Source organism: Hydrophilobacter chitinilyticus (genome assembly GCF_049860745.1).
Classification (GTDB): Bacteria; Pseudomonadota; Gammaproteobacteria; order Burkholderiales; family Burkholderiaceae_C; genus Rhodoferax_B.
This window is the reverse complement of the sequence record NZ_CP187561.1, coordinates 70,479-87,473: the sequence shown is the minus strand read 5'-3', so window position 1 is coordinate 87,473 and position 16,995 is coordinate 70,479. Positions and strand designations below refer to the sequence as shown.

At 52.6% G+C, this 16,995-nt stretch carries 15 protein-coding genes and 1 pseudogene; 11 read left to right on the top strand and 5 right to left on the bottom strand.

Features of this window, described 5'->3' with window-relative positions; translation table 11 throughout:
- Positions 1-64 precede the first annotated feature (64 nt).
- From ACPWMG_RS00410 to ACPWMG_RS00375, 8 genes and pseudogenes are all read left to right on the top strand, one after another.
- Complete coding sequence (locus tag ACPWMG_RS00410; RefSeq protein ID WP_483302695.1) at positions 65-811, top strand: hypothetical protein; 747 nt, start codon at positions 65-67, stop codon at positions 809-811.
- Positions 705-2,744 (top strand): hypothetical protein, encoded by a 2,040-nt coding sequence (locus ACPWMG_RS00405; protein WP_483302694.1) that lies wholly within the window; start codon positions 705-707, stop codon positions 2,742-2,744. The genes ACPWMG_RS00410 and ACPWMG_RS00405 overlap by 107 nt, the downstream gene beginning before the upstream one ends.
- Entirely contained in the window at positions 2,741-3,715 is a 975-nt protein-coding gene (locus tag ACPWMG_RS00400) for an ATP-binding protein (protein WP_483302693.1), read from the top strand. Before ACPWMG_RS00405 ends, ACPWMG_RS00400 begins: the two co-directional genes overlap by 4 nt.
- Positions 3,712-5,277, top strand: coding sequence for a TniQ family protein (locus ACPWMG_RS00395; RefSeq protein WP_483302692.1), 1,566 nt, complete (start codon positions 3,712-3,714; stop codon positions 5,275-5,277). The genes ACPWMG_RS00400 and ACPWMG_RS00395 overlap by 4 nt, the downstream gene beginning before the upstream one ends.
- Positions 5,270-5,638, top strand: a pseudogene (locus tag ACPWMG_RS00390) (TniQ family protein); the annotation flags it as partial. The gene ACPWMG_RS00395 and the pseudogene ACPWMG_RS00390, both read left to right, overlap by 8 nt.
- A 369-nt stretch (positions 5,639-6,007) precedes the next feature.
- Positions 6,008-6,850 (top strand): hypothetical protein, encoded by an 843-nt coding sequence (locus ACPWMG_RS00385; protein WP_483305362.1) that lies wholly within the window; start codon positions 6,008-6,010, stop codon positions 6,848-6,850.
- Between the two features lie 27 nt (positions 6,851-6,877).
- A complete protein-coding gene (locus ACPWMG_RS00380) occupies positions 6,878-8,080 on the top strand; it encodes a hypothetical protein (protein ID WP_483302691.1) in 1,203 nt (400 codons plus the stop codon).
- Positions 8,081-8,311: 231 nt separating this feature from the next.
- Positions 8,312-9,349 (top strand): endonuclease/exonuclease/phosphatase family protein, encoded by a 1,038-nt coding sequence (locus ACPWMG_RS00375; protein ID WP_483302690.1) that lies wholly within the window; start codon positions 8,312-8,314, stop codon positions 9,347-9,349.
- A gap of 154 nt (positions 9,350-9,503) precedes the next feature.
- Here the strand turns inward: ACPWMG_RS00375 and ACPWMG_RS00370 are convergent, their stop codons facing one another.
- The 3 genes from ACPWMG_RS00370 to ACPWMG_RS00360 all read right to left on the bottom strand — a co-directional run bounded on the left by ACPWMG_RS00370 (position 9,504) and on the right by ACPWMG_RS00360 (position 14,421).
- On the bottom strand, positions 9,504-10,727 hold the full coding sequence (locus ACPWMG_RS00370; protein ID WP_483302689.1) for a hypothetical protein: 1,224 nt from the start codon (positions 10,725-10,727) through the stop codon (positions 9,504-9,506).
- Positions 10,728-10,784: 57 nt separating this feature from the next.
- On the bottom strand, positions 10,785-13,355 hold the full coding sequence (locus tag ACPWMG_RS00365; protein WP_483302688.1) for a S8 family peptidase: 2,571 nt from the start codon (positions 13,353-13,355) through the stop codon (positions 10,785-10,787).
- A 79-nt stretch (positions 13,356-13,434) separates the two neighbouring features.
- Entirely contained in the window at positions 13,435-14,421 is a 987-nt protein-coding gene (locus ACPWMG_RS00360) for an AAA family ATPase (RefSeq protein ID WP_483302687.1), read from the bottom strand.
- On the opposite strand from ACPWMG_RS00360, the gene ACPWMG_RS00355 reads away from it, so the two are divergent.
- Positions 14,420-14,782: a helix-turn-helix domain-containing protein gene (locus tag ACPWMG_RS00355; protein WP_483302686.1), complete on the top strand. Its 363-nt coding sequence runs from the start codon at positions 14,420-14,422 to the stop codon at positions 14,780-14,782. The genes ACPWMG_RS00360 and ACPWMG_RS00355 overlap by 2 nt on opposite strands.
- On the opposite strand, the gene ACPWMG_RS00350 is transcribed toward ACPWMG_RS00355, so the two are convergent.
- Both ACPWMG_RS00350 and ACPWMG_RS00345 read right to left on the bottom strand, forming a co-directional pair.
- The gene (locus ACPWMG_RS00350) at positions 14,779-15,117 is read right to left on the bottom strand and encodes a hypothetical protein (RefSeq protein ID WP_483302685.1); all 339 of its coding nucleotides are present in this window, start codon (positions 15,115-15,117) and stop codon (positions 14,779-14,781) included. The two genes, ACPWMG_RS00355 and ACPWMG_RS00350, sit on opposite strands and share 4 nt — an antisense overlap.
- A gap of 336 nt (positions 15,118-15,453) precedes the next feature.
- Complete coding sequence (locus ACPWMG_RS00345; protein ID WP_483302684.1) at positions 15,454-15,699, bottom strand: ribbon-helix-helix domain-containing protein; 246 nt, start codon at positions 15,697-15,699, stop codon at positions 15,454-15,456.
- 480 nt (positions 15,700-16,179) lie between these two features.
- On the opposite strand from ACPWMG_RS00345, the gene ACPWMG_RS00340 reads away from it, so the two are divergent.
- Both ACPWMG_RS00340 and ACPWMG_RS00335 read left to right on the top strand, forming a co-directional pair.
- Positions 16,180-16,518: a hypothetical protein gene (locus ACPWMG_RS00340; RefSeq protein ID WP_483302683.1), complete on the top strand. Its 339-nt coding sequence runs from the start codon at positions 16,180-16,182 to the stop codon at positions 16,516-16,518.
- A 98-nt stretch (positions 16,519-16,616) separates the two neighbouring features.
- Positions 16,617-16,976, top strand: a complete 360-nt coding sequence (locus ACPWMG_RS00335; protein ID WP_483302682.1) for a DUF3892 domain-containing protein — start codon at positions 16,617-16,619, stop codon at positions 16,974-16,976.
- The last annotated feature ends 19 nt before the right edge of the window (positions 16,977-16,995 follow it).

Below are 16,995 nucleotides of genomic sequence, written 5' to 3'. Positions count from 1 at the left end.
GCTCACCCACGAGCAAATCAGCCGTGGAAAAGCTTCACCGACTCCTTGACAGCAAAGCCGTCAAATGAAGTGGCACTGCGACATGCCACTTGGAAGCAACGGGTGGATTGACCACGTCTATACATCCGCACCGGCCAGAGATCCGCGCGGAAGAAGTCGCTCAACCCAACGAGCTAGCCCTCCCTCGAATGCGTTAGAACGATCCGTTGGCATTGAGGGGGGAAACGAGCTCACCGCATATTTGTTTCTGGAAATTTTGTTTTCGGCGGGCTTAGTTAGACGCTTCAAAGAGCAGCCATTTGAAATGGATCGCAAGCTATACGGAATGGCCGCAATACCCGATTTCATTTTTGAGTGGCATGACTCCCAACAGTTCGTTGTGGAGGTGAAGTCATCTAATTTCTACACCGCAGAAAAGGAGCGAACTGCTGAGCGGCTTCATGCCGTGTTGAATGAAAAGCAGATCCGGTACGTGGTCTGGACATCAGAAGTGCATCTGACCAGAGTGGTGTGGCACAACGTCCGACAGATTCGCAGGAGACGTCTGAAAGATGTTGCCCCCTCGACGCTAGAAACGCTGACTCGAAAACTTGAAGAAACACCATTGTCACTCGGTGATTTGATCGATCAGGGCTATGACCAAGACGAGGTATTAGCGAGTGTATGGAACGGCCGGTTACATCTAAATCTGTTGGAGAAAAGAAATGTCCGAACTCAAGTCTATGCAAATCCAAACCCACACTTTTACGCATCTCTCCTTGGAGCCAGGCCTGATCTTGAGCGTTGGTGGAATGCGCTGCCAGATCGTTGAAAGCGCAAATGAGAGTGGAATCGTCGTCATTGAGCGAGTTGACACAGGGGCTCAAAAGCTGATCAAGGAGATCGATCTTTTATCCGACATTGCGGGCCAGCGAGTTGTGATTTCCAATCAAATTCTTGAGGCTTCTAAGCAGGTCATCCTCTCAGAGATATCCGAAGAAACCCAACTGATCGAAAAGCTTCCCGCTGCGATGAGCTCGGCTGCCGGGTTGAAGGATTTTTTGTCAAAAGTGCGCTGGATCAGAGCACTTCAACAACGAGGTGTGACAGAAGTTTCAAATCTCGACGACCTCGAACTGGAAACGCGCCACGTTGCACCAAGACTTCAAAATGAGATTCAGTTTCGCCCCCGCACAATCCAAAAATTCTGGCGCCAAGTCGCAAATGCCGGAGGAGATGTTCGAGTCTTGATGTCACATATGGCGCAACGCGGTGGCAAAGGGCAAACGCGTACGTGTCCCATTGGTGAAGGTTTTTTAACGGAGGCACTTGCAGGGATCACTGCAGAGAAAAAGCGCAAGGTCTTCATTTCTGCGATTTCGAATGCGGTCACAAACTCGGTCAACCAATGGAACCGAATCCATCCCGAGAAAATTGCCACCGCGCCGAGCCAACAGACCGTCAGCAGACGCGTGCATCAAGCCTTTACGTCATTTGAACTTGCGTGTCGGAATAAATCAAAGACCTACGCTCAGCGGGAGTATCGTGAGACGACACCCAGAATTTGTGGCGAAGAAGCTTTGGAAGTGGCTCAGTTCGACGACACCGACGGCGAAGTTTTTCTGATTGATGGCGTCACTGGTCTTCCTTGGGGACGAGCCAACCTCACCCTAGGGGTCGATGAACATACGGCTGAGATCCTTGGAGTTGAACTCAGCGAAAAGCCGAGATCGACGTGGAGCGCGCTCTCATGTCTAGTCAACGCGATCTCACCGAAAAACATGAGCGATCCGATGTACGCACTGTGCAAACACCCATGGAAGGCCTATGGTGTCCCTGCGCAAGTGATCATGGACAACGCCTTATACAACCACGTAGACCAAATTGAGGCGACCATCGCGAGCGTTGGATCAATACCGAGTTGGTCCAAACCAAAAACGCCGACTGGCAAGACTCAGGTCGAACATCTCAATGATGTCGTAAAGACCGAGTTCACTCCAACACTTCCCGGCTGGCGCGGTCCGAAGGGAGATCGAGATGGTCTGAAAGAAGGTCCCCATAGCGCGGTAATGACCACGAATGACTACCGCATGTTCTTTATGCAGTGGGCGACGGACACCTATCCCATGAAGGCACGAAAAAATGGCATGACACCCCACCAAGGTTGGGATGCAGACTTCCGGTTATGCAAGCCGTTGTTGCCACGAGATCCTTCGGCGCTGAAACTGCTGTGCACCTTCGAAGAGGACCTCACATTTCGTGAATCAGGAGGCTTACTACGAATGGGCCTACGGTACCAATCTGACGCCCTTGCCGTCTTGCGACGGCGATTGGGCTCAAAAGCTAAGGTTCACATACGGACCCATCCCTTTGATCTCTCAAAGCTTTACGTACTGAACCCATTCATAAATTGCTACTTCATTGTTCCCTGTGTTGAGCACAAGGACTATCTAGAAGGATTGACCGAATGGCAGCAAAAACTGATTCTTAAATGTTGCCGTGAGCGCGGCATCAAAAATCCCAACCTAGAGGATCTCGTGTCCGGACGCGAAAAGCTCCGTACCTTGGTCAATCAGCTAAGCACTTCAAAAAAACTGCTTCACCGGCGTACAGCTCAGCGCATCGGTGATTTGCCCAAAGCCAAACCCAAAGAGCCGCAGATCGTTGCAATAACCGCGCTTCAAGCTGCTGTTGACGCCATGAACGAGGTTGAAATTGATTTCAGCGATCCAGGCTGGGCGATACCTACAACCGAATTTCTATGAGCAATGGATCATCGAGTCGAACTGAATGGCATGGTGTCGATTTAGAAAAGCGTCTCGCACACTTCATCAGGATTTTTATCGTGCATCCAGATGTTGCGGATATCAAGTCAGTCCTTGAAAGTAAGGAGAAGATCTCACGCCTCAGTGGCCGCAGTTTTGGCTACCTTATTCTCGGTGAACCAGGTGCCGGCAAATCTACTCTTTGTGCCAAATTCCACGAATGGTGGCCAGCTCATATAGGCACAGAGATCACATACCAGCCAGTCGTGCAGATGGAGATTCCCCGACCTTGTACCAGTGCAAACTTAGTCAAGGAGTTGCTGAACGGCTTAGGAGATCCTGATTGTGACACTGGCAAGGAAAAAGAGAACCGTCGCAGGGCTTTGCACCTGCTCAAAGAATGCAAAACACGGTTTTTGGTTGTCGATAATTTTCAAGACGTACCAGAGCGAAGAGGGAAGCCCGGAGTGCGTGTCATCGGCAATTGGTTTCGCGATTTGTTCGATGATTTAGCGTTAATTTTCGTCTGCCTTGGAACCCATGAGGCTGAGGAAGTCACGCTTTTTAATAATCAAGTTAAGCGGCGAGTGATGGCAAGGCGTCGACTTCGCTACTTTGAGATTGAAACAGAAGAAGGAAGAAAGCGCTGGCTTCGCCTCCTCCTTGAAATAGACAAGCGGCTGCCACTGGCAGAAGACTCTAATCTTTCTATGCCCCATTTAGCGAGCCGCCTTTTTTTTGCCACAAACGGGATTTTTCATTACCTAAACGAATTAATTTTGGAAGGATTGACACTGTCCGTCACTGCTGGTCGAGAGCAAATTGCAATCGACGATCTAAGGATGGGCCACATCAATCTACATGGAGAGGTGCTAGAGGGGGCGAATCCTTTCGATGGAAACTTTGTGATGCGCTACCTTAATCGTGAAGGAGAACCGTTCTATAAATCGCCTCCAGGAGGGAAGCAATGAAAGCGGACATTCAAGGCGGAAGTACTTTGAAAGCTGAACATTTGCCAAATGTAGAGCGTCGTCATTTAGATATCTCTTCTAAGGACACCCAGTATCTTCTCTTGCGCCCCACACCACAAGAGGGAGAGTCTTGGATAGGGTTTCTTTTGCGCTTATCAAATGCCAATGGATACTTTGGATTTGAAGCAATTGCCAAGCGTCTTCATTACCCCGTCAAGCGACTTATTGCATTTCCCCAATGGGAGTGTTTGAGTGCCCTCGGAATCGACATTAAACAGCGAAAATCAGAAGCTCCTGATCTTACGAATATTCGGCGATTTAGAGAAAATGCTTGGACTACCAAAGGGTCGAGAAGCCGCGTGTGTCCGAGCTGCCTCCAAGAAATGCTTGTTCCATGCATCCTTGCCGTATGGGAGCGCCGCCAATTTTCAGCTTGCCAGAAGCATGGCAATTTACTAGTTGACGAATGCGACCGATGTCATCGAAGTATCAACTACTCTAGAAAACGTTGGGACAGGTGCGAATGTGGTCTCAACTACAGAGACATCAAGGCGCTCGAAAAGCCAAAATGGTTTGAGGCTTTCAATCATGCTCTATCCAGCAATCTCCTTGAATCAAGTGATGCTCAAAACCCAAACTCAATAGCCAACTTGCAAGCGGCCCTTGTGACGGAAACGCTGGTCAGTCTTAAGCGCGAAGGTCGCATTCCTGGGCGTGGCCTTAGACCAAAATTTGGTACTCAAAAACAACTCGCAGAGCTTGACACTTGGTTTGGGAACTGGCCCAGTAGCTTCATTTCAGCACTTAGCCAACACGTTGATCTTGACGATGTAGCCGCAAAAGCAAAAGCACACCGGTGGCTGAAAACAAAAAAATTCCCAGTACTCAAAGCATTGCTAAACGGTGAATCAAATTCATTTTCTTCCGAAAGAGAAATTTCCAGGAAACCATTCGCCTACAAACACGAGGAAATGGTAACTCCCAACAGGTTTTGTAAGGTTTCTGGCCTGGGCTACCAAGTCGTAAAAAACCTCATCCGTAACGATGTTCTTCCCGTCATCAGAAGTCTACCGGACAGCATGGGCCGTCGCTTCCAATATATCGACGCAAAGCACTTAGATCGAGCTTGCCTGCTTCTTCAGGAAACGATTTCGCGTAAACAAGCGGCAGACTTTTTGAAATGCCCCGAGCATCTCCTAACCTTGCTGGCAAGGAATGGTCGACTACCCCTGTCGTTTCTATTCGAAGACTATCTCCTCCCGGGACACATGCGTTTTCGACAGGCCGACCTGAAAATTTTTCTTGAGTCGTTGAAATCTATCTCTTCTTATCCATCACGAAAGAATCTTCAGCTTGTCACGCTCTCTGATTTACTGCACAAGGTTGGTCGTTCTAAGTTACTTCGTGTGATTAATGCCATAGATCAACGTTCGCTTTCTCTCTATTCGCGTACGGACCTCTGCAATAGCCTCGCCTCGCTTTACATTTGCAGCCATCAACTTACAGCGTCGTTCGACTGGTGGAAAGTATTGCCCTCCCCCTCGTGGAACGAAGATGAATAGTCGATCTCAGTACCTAGTTCGACCAAGGCCGATGCCTGGCGAGTCATTGTCTTCATGGAGGCAACGAGCGGGCCAAGCAAACGGCTACAAGTTCTTCCCGCTCTTCGAGAAGGAGCTGCGCCGAAGTGATCATGACGTTGGCAGAAGCTCTGATGTACTAAAGTGGCTCGCGTGGTCATTTGATGTAGCGGAAGAGACGCTCAAATCGATGACGCTCGAGAGCTTTTCACTGGTTGCCTTAGGACCGGTCGGCACCCGAAGGCATCCGGAGTGGCTATTGCGTTCTCGCTACAGCTCTGGTGCCCTCGCATTTGGTCCTGTATATTGTCCGCTGTGTCTTCACAGCGACCAGGTGCCTTACTTTCGACTGAGTTGGCGGCTGGGATTTCTCACAACATGCGAGGTCCACCATTGCAGACTTCTGGACCGTTGCCCAACATGCGGCGCTGGCGTCTGGCCATCTTGGTCCACTCAAGCCAGTTCCCCAAAATACCCCGATACATTTGAACGCTGCTTCCAGTGCGGTGCATCACTAGGTACACGGTCTGTTCTCCACGACGATCCTAGCGTTGCAATTCAGTTGCTATCGATGATACGCACTGGCACAGCGCAACTGACAGATGGTGTCGTCGTATCAGCGGAGGAATACCTCCGGGCAATCAGTGGTATCGCGGGCCTGTTCCTGCGTAATCGTTCACACCGTCAAATCCGCAAGTCACCCGGGCCGTTCGTGGAACTCACTCAAATGTTCGACGATACAGATAGGCCACACAACCTTCTTGATCTGACTGTCGAAGAACGTGGTCCATTGGTGAACGCCGCCGCTTACCTACTCGCCGAATGGCCCAGTCGGCTGATCGATTTTTGCGTTTCAGCCAACGTAACCGCCGAGCATTTCTCACCTCAGCGTGCGCAGCTTCCGCCGTGGTTTGACGCAATCGTGAAAGACTCGCTGAGTCTCCAGAAACGCGGCATTACGCACGCTGACGTTACCGCGACGACGCGTCTCCTACAGGCGCAAGGTGTCGCAGTCACGAAGGCCGAACTCTGTCGAAGGCTCGGCTCACAAGCCACCGCAATAAGCTGCTTGCAACTTCGCCGTCGGGTCGGGACAGCCGACGAATTGTCCTGCGTGTTGCAAACGATCGACGAGTGTTTATCTACTTCTTACTATCGCTCTACTTCCAAAGAGGTTTGCTTGCGTGATGCATGCATATTGACAATTTCAGTATTGCGGAAGGTGAGTTTGAGCGATGTATCTGCAATGACTACTGGGCAAGTAACCATCGCATTGACGAGCTTGCCGACAAATCTGCCAGTCCTGATAAACGCAGGAGATCGGCTTAAGACTTGGATTTCAAGTTATCTAGAGATGCGAATTTCTAGGGCCAAATATCAACGCTCTTCCAATTTGCTGTTTTTACCCATCCATGGCTCTAAGGACGTAGCGCGCTCTGCTCGACGGTATGTTCTGAAGGCTTACTCAACCATCGATCCATCCTTACTTCGAGAGCCATCGATCTTCTGGACCTTGGTGTCGGATTCGGGATATTTATCACCCCAAGACATTTAGCAAAGGACGGCCACGGTACATTTCCATATGCTCACCTGCTATCTGGATTCACAAGACTATTCGACACTCACAGATCCCAAGCTGGACAACTTCGAGCGCAGACAACTGAAAGATGCGTTACTCCATCTAGCAAAATCAAATCAAGTTCAGTTTGCGTTCTCGGCCGCCGCAGTCTGTGAGTCCATTGCAACCACTCCAGATGCTTCGCATCTCGCTGAGTTAAAAGCCGAGTTGCTCAGCGAACTTTGTGCCTCTAATGCTTTGGTTTCATTTGATCGGTTGGTACTCGCAGAAGCAGAAGCGCTTACACAGAAGTCGGGCGCACCAAAGAGCATGTTCGACGCACGTGGAAGATGGTTTCCCGAAATTCCCCTCGATGAAAAGCCGGTATCCGTTTGGGAAAAAATGCGTGAAACCGCTGAAGCCGATATGAAAGAGATGGGCTTGTCTCGACAGGAACGCCGCGCCAGTGCCCGACGAATCATAAAGAACGGAAAACCACGATCCGCATTTGTCGCTCATCTCGAGCAGCAGGACCCATCCGTCGTGACCCAAGAGATCATGGCCAAGTACCCGATGCGTCCAGAATATGCGGACGTCATGACACGTTACGCTTTTGGGCGAGCGACTGAACGTGAGTTCCACGACGCCTTGAGCAACAGCCTCACAGACCCTCGTTGGATGATGAAGTGGTTTACCACTCAGCATGCGATATCGAGTCCCATCGCAGATATTGTTCGCAAGCCTGGACGCGAACTGGGGAATGCAATGCGTGCCTTGGTTGGTGCTTCCGAGCAGATGATTAACTTGCTCCTGGAATCCGAGCCCGATGTCGACCCGATTGCGAAGAGTGGACAGATGACTTTACGTTGGCGGGAGATGGAACAAGGGCAGCTAATAAGTTTGACCCGGAGACTGGCAAACCTCAGTGGCATTGACCTTGGAGACTGCGAGGTAGCTGATATCGAAACCTGCTGCCCCGGTTTAACCTCGGGCGTCAGATCACTGTATTCGTCAGTTTGGACCAATGTCGGAGGCGGACGCAAAGAAGCTCCAAGCGACAGCCAACCAGTAGACGCAATGCACGCGTTCTATGCACCGTATGTCGACGTTTTCCGCGCGGATCGCTTCATGGCACCTCATATCCAGAAGCAAGTTAAAAACCACGGAACAGTAGTCGTGTCTCGGCTATCGCAGCTCCTTGAAAGTCTCGATAAGGGTCTGAAATAGATACGAGATTTTTTGAGCGACAAAGGTGACACCTACAGTGAGGTCGACACGCGGGCCTCGGTGCATTCGCCTCATGTGTTCCGGCTGCAGCAAACTTTGGTGAGTCACCAATCGCTTTGGCGCGAGTAGAACGGAGCGCGGAATCACGTTTGAAATACTTGCTATCAAGCGTTTCTTCAAGCATCCTACGCGCCGTAGTCGAATCGTCTCAAAAAATCTGGGGGGAATCGTATGGTCTTGCGGGTTGCTACGTTCAATCTAGAAAACCTCTTTGGTCGCTATCCCTTCCTCGATAAACCACCGGAGCAGCAGCCGAAGGATTACGCGGAAAGAATCAAAATGAACGACGTCGTGGCATTTCAGCCAGGGCGCGGCACCGGAATCAAGCCGCAACCGATCGCGGAGGAACAGCGCAAAAACACCGCGCTGGCTGCTCTAGCAGTCAACGCTGATGTGATGGCAGTGTGTGAGGTTGAGAATCTGACCGCCCTTCGCCTCTTCAACGCGAAGTACATGAAAAATGCATACGACCGATGCGTATTGGTCGACGGCAATGATCCTCGAGCCATTGACGTTGGTTTGCTCATAAGAAAAGGGCTTCAGGCTCAAATTGTTGCCATTCGCTCAAATGCAGATCTGGCCAGAAACGGGACCTCGATCATTCCTACCACCAACCTGTTGGACATGAAGGGGCGACTTGGCCAAGCGGCCTTCTCGAGGGACTGCTTGGAAGTCGACATCGACATCAACGGAACACCTTACACGTTCCTCGTCAATCACTTCAAGGCTCAGGAGATCAGGGGTAAAAGAGGACAGGAGCAAGACTCCACATCTGAGAAGAGACGAAATCAAGCTCTGATCGTTGCCGGTATTGCTGCATCCATCAAAAGCAAACGGAAGCGCTATCCCATCGTACTGGGTGACTTGAACAAGGACATCGCTGGCGAGATGTACGACGGCAGTCTTGATCCACTGTTGGATGGGAGCACGCTATTTAATGCTAGTGAGAAGATTGAAGACCCCTCAAATCGATGGACTCACTACTATTCAAGCAAAAAATCGATCAGCCAACTCGATTACATCTTGGTTGATAAACGTTTGAAGAGTCGACTTTCTAAGGTCGATGTGTTCCGTGGCGGGCTCTCCAGCGACTGCAAGCAGTACTCCGGGAAACGTGTAGGAACGATCAGCAAGCCTAAGGGTGATGACCCACATGTCGAGGCTAGTGACCACTGTGCTCTGTTTGTCGATATTGAGCCGCCCAAGTAATCACGTCAAACCATCCCCATGTCAAAAATTTATGGGGGGATGATCTAGGTACCTCCAAGTCCGACAATGAGCGAAATTGACATTCGATGCTACCGAGAACTATCCGGAAGTCGCGCTCGGTCCTATCGACAAAGGGATTAGCTATTGCGGTGGACTACCATTCCATATTCGCCGCCCGATCAAACTGATCGATGAGCCCGATGACGAATGACTCCATTTCAGTTGCAGATCTCATCGCATTTGTGTACGTTCCATCGGCCGCATATGTCAGGATGCTCGGGACTCCGCTTGACAGGTAGTGTTGTGCCGGTGCGCAAGGACCTGACCATAAGAACTGCAAAAAATCCTCGATTTGGTCGATGGCAGTTTTTTCTTCGAACGGCGGACGGCCGCCCAGACTGAACTTTTGGCGATGTTCGCTAGTGAGGAGAACTGGTACAGCTCCGGCCCCGGTATGAAAACTGAAGGCCTCGCCACGCTTCCCGAAGGCGCCATGGGCTACAAAGTTACGCACTTGAGCGCGAAGATCTAGGAGTGTGTCGTAGTGCAACTTCGTTTGAGCTTCTGCGACATCCAGCGCAGCTTTGAACTTTGTCTTCCAGTCAGCTTCTGCGAGCCGAGCAACATCGGCACCAGTCTTCAGCCTACCCTGCAGAACCGATAAGTGAATGAAGGCATGCTCCGTCCAACTAAAAAAGGCCTCAATTGCCGCTTGCGCGTTCCATCTTGCTTCGTTAAGAAGGACTCGTGAGGGAAAAAACACACTGGTTACCCTCAATTCTGCACTCAGGCTGCTTTCCTCAACTACGCTTTCGCCCTGTCTCCGGATCGCTTCTTCGACCAGTCGTCGATACGAGTCTCGAAAGTAGACATAGCGGTCAAAAAGTACTTCACTCTTGTTAGCCACGTTCAGATCTGAAGTCGTAACAGCCTGTTGGGCTCGCCACTCGAAGTACGGTTCGGCGGCCGCAACTGCAATTTTGATTTGATCTGCGATGGCGCTTGCGTCTTGCTCTGCTTGCTCCGTTGGAGTTCCACTGCTTCTGGCACCTGACTCAAGGTTCGGGGCGAAGATTCCGAAACCTGATCTACGGTGTTCGATTCCGAACAGTCTTCCGCGATACCTTATAGGCACAGTCCAAGCAGACTTCTCCCACTGCCCCAGTCTCGGAAACGTGAGCGCGTCAACCAAAAGGAAATAGACGAGATAGTAGGCTGGTAGTTCGTGACTTGCTTTGGTCCTCGCAGACAGAATCAGACCCTTTCCTTCGTTCTTTGAGTGCGGTGGGCCTGCTGGCTCAATGTCGGCCAGTGCTCGCTTGGCGGCGTCTATTGCGCGAACAACGTGGGGCGGCAGTAATGAGTTCGGTGTGTTCAACAAGTGGGCTCCTGGTAGAACTGTTGCACCGGTCAAGCTGCAACGCCACAGCAATTCTTAAGGTGTGTCGATGTCGGCCACGATTGGGGCGGGAGTGGCAATCGCGATGGCATTGGCAATCGGCACATAAATATCGACGTCGGCGGCATTGCGCACTTCGAGCGATACGACCAGCGCGTACCGTAGCTCCACGTCCTCTCCGAGCATGGCGCCGATCTCTTTCCACCAGCCCCCAATGGGGAAAACGGCAATCTCCGATTTGTTGGCCAGCGCGGTCGCGGTGCCGCTCCAAGTGTCGGAGTGCAAGGATCCTCGCGCGCGCAGACGACTTTTCAGAAACCACCCTGCGCTGTCGGGATCGGGCATCGAGTCTTCACGCAAATCCCCCATCTCGTCCCGCTCGATTTTGTTGATGCGTTGGTGAAACCGCTCGGACGTCTCCGATGCCGCCCTGATGGCAAAACGAAGCGCAAAGTTCTGATAACGAAACTTGCCTTGCCAACCTCGTCTGCTGGGGTTGGGTTGAATGAAGTAGGACAGCGTGACCTTGAGGTCCACTTCGGCCTCGCCCAAAGCTTCCAGCTCGTGTCGAGGCCAGGGCAGCTCGTGCATGTTGATGTGGCCGAGCTTGCGTTTGGAACCGTCGCGTAGATACGGCACGATGCTTTCCTGCAGCACCACCGTGGGACGGTGAAGAGACGAGTTCAACGAGACCTCGGGGCGTACACGCCCATAACCGTAACGTCCGACCAGTGCCTCGCGGGCGAACTGGCCTTGCTCTGCAGGTCCCGGCTGCAACATCACAGGGGTGTACTGCGCTCCGTCCACCACCAATGCCCGGATGGTCTCGGGCCAGAAGGTGGGATATCGATGGTGCAACAGCGAACACAGCCGCGCGACCTCCGCGGTGGCCGCGCTCGTGTCCCCAGTCTCCGCCAAGAGCCCCTTGTGAGGTTCGTGCGATGTGGAGAGTACCCGAAGGTCTTCCGGGCCGACCGTCACGGAATGGGCCATGCGTCCATCCAGGCAGGCGTTGCCCCCTTCGGCCACGACGTCTGGTTTATGAGGCCATGACCGCGACCAGCCTACAGAGGTCCGTGAGGCGGGGGCCAACGCCCCTTTTGGCGCGATGAGTGTCAACGAAGGCCACTTGTTTTGATCGAACGTGACTTGCGTGGTGTAGGCCCCGACCGTCAACGCGTTCCAGGCTTGCGCAGGATCCTCGATGGTTTCCACATCGTTGCGAGCGGGATAGCCGCGCCAGTCGTCTACGGGGACGTTGCCAGCGGCCAGTACAAAGAGTCGAGGCACCAAGAGTGGCTTCTTATCCACAATTGCGGGCAGATCCAGTGTGGAGAGCGAATCACCATTGAGGCCAAAGGCCAGGCGGTCGATCGTGGCGGACCACTCCGAGGGCATGCCTGCCGTGGGACCACTGGCAGTGGTCATCATCGCAAAGGTTCTCTTTCGCCCTTGGGCGGCGGCTTCCACGAGGCGTATGGCCTCACTCGCCGTCCAGCCATACAGTCGTGGCGAGTTGGCACCTTGATCAGGTAGGATCTTGACCGACTCCAGCCGGTGATAGACGAAGTGGTGGTCCTGCGAAGTCAGTGGGACGCGCAGGTCGCCATAGAGCGCGACACCCGCCATGGAGGAGCCGTGGCCGTTCCGGTCGGTTGTGGGCCACGCCTGGTCCACGGCATGCAGATCAGTGGCGGCGATGAGCGGATCCAACAACGGATGGGCGCGGTTTACGCCCGTATCCAGTAGTGTGACGAACGGAACCCCTTCCGGCGCAGGATAGACGGTGCGCTGTGCGAGGTTTTGTACCCAAGGTGCTTGCTCAAATGGCTTCAGATCGGCGAGGAAGTAAGTCGCCGAGGGCGATGTGGAGCGGATTTCCGCGACCAGGTCGAGCAACTGAAGTGAGCGCTCCAGGGCCGCACGTGTTGCGTGCACCGCAACCACCACGCGGCCAGGGAAGCTGATGTAGCCTGGTTGCACTTCAATGCCCAACGGGGTTGCGGCGTCGCGGAAGGCTGTGGCCACAGCCTTGCTTGTGGAGGCACCCAATCGCAGCCAGACTGTGAAATGGCGCTCCTCCTGTTCCTGTGGCAGAGGCGCATGGTCGGTCCAGAGTTCTGCAAAGGCGGCTTGCCGGAATGTGCTGATCGCATTGATCAGGGTGGCATTTTTCGGCTTGGTTTTGCCCCCTTCCTTTCTGGGGGGCAGGTCTTTATTCAAGTAGTCTGCTACGCGCGTTTCAAATGCCGCCAGTTTTCCGTCTGGAACGAAGACGGTGATGACTTCACCCTGTCCAGGGTTGGTGACGTTGAGTACCTCAATACCGTCACGTTTCCATTCCAACTTGGTCCCCGCATCCAGGGCGCCCGGTGGATAGATCTCCAAGGAGATCGCCACGCCCTGGTCTGATGAGAATCCGTTTTCCGCGCGGGTGGTGCGTAGCTGCTCAACCCGGTTTTTCAGCCCCTGAAGCTGGGCCATCAATCCTGCGCCGTGTTGGGCACGATTGCGGTCTTCGGTCGGTCGTTTCGGGGCCGACAACATGGACTTGAAGTTTTGGGTGTCGGTGAAGCCTGCGGCGAAAAGATGATCTAGTTCGGGCATGGATTGTCATCTGGATGTAAACACATCCTTCACTCTAAGCCCAATGCAACATATGTGTCGATATGTTGCCGCATTCCTTTTATGTCAAATGAAGCTGGCCGGAGGCGCGTTCATCTAAATGCAGGATGACGCGTTGCGGATCAACTACCTTCTCGCCTTCGATGACGGCGTCCTTCATGGCGTCTGCGCAGGCTTTTACGATGTCGGAGTGTGATAACCCCAAGGCTTTGCGTGCAAGCGTCGTGTAGTCCAGCGTGGGATCCGCCAGCAGGGCCAGGTTGTTGCGCAGCAGAATCTCGGCCTGCGTCTGGTCGGGCAACTCGTAGCGAATGACATCATCAAAGCGGCGGAACAATGCGGCATCCAACGAGGCCCCGTGGTTGGTCGCTGCCACGATTAGGCTGTCCGAGCGGTCTTGCTCGATCAATTGCAGGAACATGTTGAGCGTGCGCCGCATCTCTGCCACATCGTGTTGACTACCGCGTTGCAAACCGAGCGAGTCGAATTCATCAAAGAGGTAAACCCCGCGCGTGGTTTTAAGGGCATCGAACACCAAGCGTAGCTTCGATGCACTCTCGCCCATGAACTTGGTGATCAGGGCATCAAAGCGTGCGACGAACAGCGGCAGTCGCAGCTCACTGGCCAGCATGCTCGCCGTCAGTGTCTTGCCGGTGCCGGGGGGACCGACCAACAACAACTTGCGTCGCGGCTCCAGTCCGTGGCCTGCCAAGGCCTCGTGGTGGCGTTGTTCTTTCAGGATGCGCTGCAGGCGATCCTCGACGGTGGCCGACACCACCATGGAGGACAGGGGCTGCTGCGGGTACTGGGCACTGAGCAACTCGGCCAATTCGCCCTTGGGTTGCGCCAAGGGCATGGGGCGAGCCGTTTGACGCGGCTCGACCTGGGTGCGCGCACGGTCGATCAGCTCGCGCATCTCTGCCGCGACCTTGACGTGGCCACGCTGCGCCTCGACGGCGGCCACCTGCAAGGCGACCTTTAAAAAATGGTCGTCTTCCTTGCGGATGAAGGCACGAAGCAATTCAGTGACTTGGGATGCGCTTGCCATGATGGTCTTTCGAGCCTCAATGGTAGAGGTTTGTTTCGATCTACGGATATGTGCTATTGTCACACATATCGTGCAACAACAACACCCTATTTTTTCATTGCCCAGCACCCAGGGCGAACTGATTCGTCATGCCCGTGGCTCGCTGACGCAAGACGAGTTCGCACGAATCTTAGGGGTGGATCGCACCTGCCTGAGCCGTTATGAGCGGGAGAAGCTGGGTGCTCCGGTAAAGGTGCTCAATCACTGTCTAAGTGCTATAGCAGCACAATTGGCGACTCGATTGGCATCACAGCAGGGTATTGAAGAAGCGCTGCAGCACGCCCGTCAAACCGTTTCTTTGCTGGAAACCTCACACATCTAAGTGTTGGGCATCACAGCTCGATGGGGCTGTGATCTCCTTGGCATGCCATTCAGGTGATGCGGACCTCGAAGAAGGCCGTCTCTGATTCGCCGAGCCCTTGATACCCCGCCAAGCGTGCCGCCGTGGCGGCTTTGCCGCATCGCGGCCAGCTCTTCCGTGGAGGCCTCTTCGGGTGGTGCGTCTTCCAGGCGTTGCAAAGTAAGAAGTGTCTCGATGATGCCCGTTGGTCCACCGCATTGACGCTCCAGGACTTGCGCATAACGCGTCTCGGCCACCATCTTTTGGCCTGGGTAATCACGCAAGCTGACGGTATAGCCGCGTAGTTCAATGTCCATTACGAACTCCAATACTGTATTTATATACAGTTATCGTATCATTGAAGCGTGCAGCGGCAAAGCATGTTCGTTCTGCCAAACATTGATATCAAGGGTGGCCACTAATGTTAGGAATTTCGAACACACAGCTCGCGGGGGTGACAGGCCCTGCCGCGAAGGGCGACTGTTGGCCGTCGATCTTGCCGCGTTCGCTGAGTTCTCTATAGACGCTGTCATGTCGAAGACCGGCACGTGCGGAACTGTCAACTGGCCCTGTGGCTGTTTTTAAGTTTAGGAATACGTATCTCTTCCTACCGCTTAAAGTTATCTCTAATTAGTTTTAGCTAAAGTCTGTTCCTATAACTTAAATAGCATTGCTTGTTCTTGTTGATCTAACTTAACTAAAAGATCATGAAAAGCTTCTGCCATAAGATCTTCGACGCTCCTATTTAAATCTAGCGCGAGTTGTCTCACTACTTTGTGCGCATCTTTTGAAAAGTAGCCAACCAAGGCCTTCTTGTCTATGCGTCCAGGCTGGACATAACCAAGGTTAGTCGTTCGAATACCAGCAGTTTTCTTTAGCGGTTGGAATCGTGTACTCATGATCAGTTAACTAATTAACAAGATAACTTATTGGACAAGCTTTAAACATTTCAAGCAACCAAGGAAGGAAGTTTCTGGCCCTGTTTGCGTTCAAACGCCTAAAGATGTTTAGCAAAGCCTAAAGAGCTTTTCTTGGACTTAGCTTGTGCTAAGTTATTGATATAAAAGAAATTTGGCTAGTGCTAGTTTTAATAGCACCCTGTGCAAACGTCTGCACAGTGACTTATGAGGATTGTTATAGAGGAACAGTTGCTGCTAAAACTCTATAGCTACATAGGTAACAAGAGTCACCGTACGAGTTGATTTTTTGATAACAAACGGTTGAGGAATCATTGACTACGAAGAGCCATTGATAACAAGTGTTATCAAGCGGATGCTTCGCAATTGCGAAAATGACGTGGCCCTAGCCTAAATTGCAGAATGGGGCTTGACACGGGATCCGGTGGACGTATTAGAATTTGACCCAATAAAGGCGAATACATGAGCACTGACGATTCAATTCCCAAGGACTTGGGCCGACGTTTGGGTGATCTTTCTGATCTGCCAGAAATATTGCGCAAGCAAATTGTGGCGACCAAGCTCGACGAGCTAGAGGAAAAAATCGTCAAGACGCTCGAAGGACGATTTGCCGGTATTGCGAATTTGGATGAACTGATGGTCGGGCTCTATCGCGACCACCAGTACATCGTGGAAGACCGGAGAAAGCTTGCAAACAAGCTTTATCGGATGCAGGTGACAGGATTGGTGGAAAGTATTCCCAAGCGCAAAGGCGTGTACAAGCTGAAGAAGCAAAGCGCGACAGGAGCACAGGACACCTAAAAAGCAAAAGACCAGTCGTTCGCCAAAACGACTGGTCCGATGCAAGCGATGAAGGCCGGAGCCCGCAAAGCTGGTTGGTAGCACTTCTAGTGTAAGCGGTGGCCATTTTTAACGTCAAGGACAGTTTCTCCGGACTGGCCTTGCGCATTCCTATGAAAGGAATAGCCATGGCTACAAGACACGAGATCAAATGTGTCAACAAAAGTGATCGGTACGACCCTCATGAGCGCATCCGTGCGGTTGGCGGGGTGAACGGCGACGGCACCAACTGGAAGCTCAGTCAGGAAGCCGCCATTCAGCACATCGAGGCTGGCAAGTACCAGTTCTTCGTGAAAGCGGGTGGGCAGATAGTCGATGTGATCGTGGCGGTGAGCCGCTACGGCCACAAGTACTTGAAGACGAACGCGGATGGAGAGAGTCCGAACAATCTTCTGAACCTGTACGAGTGCGTGCACTGATCACAACGCTTGGCGAAGG

Excerpts from the sequence above, each read along its gene's own strand:
- ACPWMG_RS00410 (WP_483302695.1), top strand. The coding sequence starts at position 65 with ATGAAGTGGCACTGCGACATGCCACTTGGAAGCAACGGGTGGATTGAC.
- ACPWMG_RS00405 (WP_483302694.1), top strand. The coding sequence starts at position 705 with ATGTCCGAACTCAAGTCTATGCAAATCCAAACCCACACTTTTACGCAT.
- ACPWMG_RS00400 (WP_483302693.1), top strand. The coding sequence starts at position 2,741 with ATGAGCAATGGATCATCGAGTCGAACTGAATGGCATGGTGTCGATTTA.
- ACPWMG_RS00395 (WP_483302692.1), top strand. The coding sequence starts at position 3,712 with ATGAAAGCGGACATTCAAGGCGGAAGTACTTTGAAAGCTGAACATTTG.
- ACPWMG_RS00380 (WP_483302691.1), top strand. The coding sequence starts at position 6,878 with ATGCTCACCTGCTATCTGGATTCACAAGACTATTCGACACTCACAGAT.
- ACPWMG_RS00375 (WP_483302690.1), top strand. The coding sequence starts at position 8,312 with ATGGTCTTGCGGGTTGCTACGTTCAATCTAGAAAACCTCTTTGGTCGC.
- ACPWMG_RS00365 (WP_483302688.1), bottom strand. The coding sequence starts at position 13,355 with ATGCCCGAACTAGATCATCTTTTCGCCGCAGGCTTCACCGACACCCAA.
- ACPWMG_RS00355 (WP_483302686.1), top strand. The coding sequence starts at position 14,420 with ATGATGGTCTTTCGAGCCTCAATGGTAGAGGTTTGTTTCGATCTACGG.
- ACPWMG_RS00360 (WP_483302687.1), bottom strand. The coding sequence starts at position 14,421 with ATGGCAAGCGCATCCCAAGTCACTGAATTGCTTCGTGCCTTCATCCGC.
- ACPWMG_RS00350 (WP_483302685.1), bottom strand. The coding sequence starts at position 15,117 with ATGGACATTGAACTACGCGGCTATACCGTCAGCTTGCGTGATTACCCA.
- ACPWMG_RS00345 (WP_483302684.1), bottom strand. The coding sequence starts at position 15,699 with ATGAGTACACGATTCCAACCGCTAAAGAAAACTGCTGGTATTCGAACG.
- ACPWMG_RS00340 (WP_483302683.1), top strand. The coding sequence starts at position 16,180 with ATGAGCACTGACGATTCAATTCCCAAGGACTTGGGCCGACGTTTGGGT.